A 2,791-nucleotide genomic window follows, 5' to 3' on the forward strand; every position below is an offset into this window, starting at 1 on the left:
ACACCCGCCCGTGCCCGTGGTCACCGTGCCTCCCCCGGACTGGGCGGACGCCACCGACTTCGGGGACGTGAACGCCGATCCCTCGCCCTTCGCCGCGGCCACCGGCTGGCGGCCGCTCGTCCGGCCGGCGGACGGCCTGGCCGGTGTGGTGGACGCGCTCGCTCCGTGAGCTATCCGAGGTCGCCGGCGGCGAGCGCGCCGAGGCGCGCGACCACCTCGGCGGGGGCCGGCTGGGCGAGGATCTCGGCGCGCAGCGCCGCGGCGGATCGCCCGACCCGGTCACTGGTCAGCACGGTCGCGACCGCGTCGGCGAGCGCGTCCACGGTCACGTCCTCGTTGTGGACGGAGACGCCGGCTCCGGTGTCGGCCAGGCGGGCGCAGCAGGTCTGCACGTCACGGGTGGCCGGGATGCCGAGCTGCGGGACGCCGTAGTACGCGGCCGTCATGATCGAGCCGGCGCCGCCGTGGTGCACGATCGCGTCGCAGGACGGCACGATCGCGTTGAGGGGGACGTTCTCCACCACGGTGACCCCTGAGGGCAGGCTCGGGACCAAGCCGCGATCGGCGCTCGTGACCGCGAGGATGATCTCGGTGTCGTGCTCGTGGAGCGTCTTGACGACGTCGGCGACCGGAAACGCTTCGATGCCGTCGCGGATCACCAGCATCGAGCCCCAGGTGACCAGGACCCGTCGCCGCCGGGACGGAGCGAGCACCGGGACCGGCAGGACATTGGTCCCGTTGTAGGGGACGAAGCGGACCGGGATCCGCGACGGGACCTCGACGATCTGCATGGCCTCCAGCCACGGGTCGACCGTCGCGACGGCGTTCTCGGCCTGCGGCGCGCATCCGTGCCGTGCGTAGAGTTCGCGCAGTTGTTCCGGCCAGGCGTCCGCGGACATCCCGCTTCCGGGGTAGCCGTACTCGGAGGCCCGCAGCAGATCCGGTCCCCAGAGGTGGTGGACCAGCGGCGCGTCGGCCGCCGCGGCCGCCAGGGGCGCCGCGAGCACGAGCGGGTCCGCGACGACCAGGTCGGGGCGCCAGTCACGGGCGAGGGAGACGACCTCGTCCGCGGCCTCCTCGGCGAACCGGATCTGGGCGTTGACCAGTGTCTGGAACAGCGGATTCGGCGCGCCCGGTTCGCTCGCGACCGGGCCCCTCGCCCGGTGCCTCGCCAGTTCGGCGGTCATGTCGAAGGACCTGGCGATGGTGACCATCGGAACCCCGGAACTCACGACGACCGATTCGCCCCAGGGCTGTGCGGCGACACAGACGTCGTGGCCGGCGGTTCGGCAGGCCCAGATCAACGGCACTATCGGGAAATAGTGCGACGGCGCGGAAGCCGGAATGAAAAGTATGCGCATCCGATACCCGACCATTCTCGTCAGCAGCTGTGAGCGTGCGACCAACGCTGCCGGTTCGACAGGGCCGCCACAAGCCGGGCTGATCAGGGTACCGTCCCGCCGAGCTCTATGGTATGAGGCCTGTCCCGACCGGAACGACGCGGCCCCGTACGGGAACAACCGGACCTCGGCGGACTATTGACATACCGCTCCCCGCACGGGTCATAGTGGGCCGGCGCCCACTATGGATCCCGGTGAGGGCCGTCTCCCAATTCCCGGGCGCCGCGTGCCAGATCCAGCGGATCTCCCCACGTGGAATTCGTCCACTTCAGCTGCGGAACGGTGACCCTGTGTTAGCTGAACAGTCAAAATGGAAATACCTGCTCGTCGCGGCGTTCACGGCGGCCGTCGCGTTGGTGACCACGGCACCACCCGCCGCCGCGGGCGGCGCGGCCGGGGACCCGGTCTGCACGCCGTACGCGCTGCCGGTCCGCCTGGCCGATCCCGGAGACGCGACGCAGACCCTGTGGGGCGAGCTCTGCCAGCCCCGGGACCGCCGTCCCACCACGGTGCAGCTGCTCGTGCACGGCGGGTACACCACCCACGAGTACTGGGACTTCCCGGTCGGCAACGGCTACTACTCGTACGTGCGCCACGCCGTCGCGGCCGGGTACGCCACCTTCAACGTCGACCCGATCGGTTCCGGCAACAGCTCCCACCCCCAGAGCGGCCTGGTCACCGGCGACGCCGGTTCCGTCGCACTGCACGACGCCATCACGGCCCTGCGGAACGGAACCCTCGGCGGGCAGGTGTTCAAGAAGGTGATCTGGGTGGGGCACGCGCTCGGCTCGTTCTACGCCTGGCGTGAGATCCCCAAGTACAACGACGTGGACGCGGCCATCCTGACCACCGCGCTGAGCGGCTACAACCCGGACCACGCCGCGACCGCCATCGCGAACACGTACCCGGCGATCAACGATCCCAAGTTCGCGAACTCCGGCTTCGACGCGGGCTACAAGACCACCAAACCGGGCACCCGCGGTTCCATGTTCTACTACCCGGCCACGACCGATCCCGCGGTGGTGGCAGCCGACGAGAACGGCAAGGATGTCGTGCCGACCGCGCAGACCGTGCCGGCGGCACCGCCGTACGGGATCCGGGTACCGGTACTCATCCTCAACGGCGCCCAGGACTGGTTGACCTGCCAGGGGGTCACGGCCTACGACTGCGGCAACCCGGCCAGCGTGCGCGCCTACGAGGCGGGCCACTACCTGCCCGAGGCGAACCTCCGGGTGGAACTCATCCCGGAGACCGGCCACAACATGGCACTGGCGACGACCGCGCCGCTGACCGACTACATCATGCTGAACTGGGCCCAGTCCGTCGCGGCACCGCAGTAGCCGGCGCCAGGCGGCTGGGACACCTCGAATCGAACACCGGCATCGGACGCC

2 protein-coding genes are annotated in these 2,791 nt (G+C 70.5%); one reads left to right on the forward strand and one right to left on the reverse strand.

Going from position 1 to position 2,791, the window contains the following annotated elements:
* Nucleotides 1–170: 170 nt before the first annotated feature.
* A complete protein-coding gene (locus ABD308_RS26585; RefSeq protein ID WP_344339381.1) occupies nt 171–1,376 on the reverse strand; it encodes a nucleotide disphospho-sugar-binding domain-containing protein in 1,206 nt (401 codons plus the stop codon).
* Between the two features lie 314 nt (nt 1,377–1,690).
* On the opposite strand from ABD308_RS26585, the gene ABD308_RS26590 reads away from it, so the two are divergent.
* Complete coding sequence (locus tag ABD308_RS26590) at nt 1,691–2,740, forward strand: alpha/beta fold hydrolase (RefSeq protein WP_344339383.1); 1,050 nt, start codon at nt 1,691–1,693, stop codon at nt 2,738–2,740.
* The last annotated feature ends 51 nt before the right edge of the window (nt 2,741–2,791 follow it).

The sequence above is a fragment of the Kitasatospora putterlickiae genome, assembly GCF_039527695.1.
GTDB classification, from domain to species: domain Bacteria; phylum Actinomycetota; class Actinomycetes; order Streptomycetales; family Streptomycetaceae; genus Kitasatospora; species Kitasatospora putterlickiae.

Excerpts from the sequence above, each read along its gene's own strand:
- ABD308_RS26585 (WP_344339381.1), bottom strand. The coding sequence starts at position 1,376 with ATGGTCGGGTATCGGATGCGCATACTTTTCATTCCGGCTTCCGCGCCG.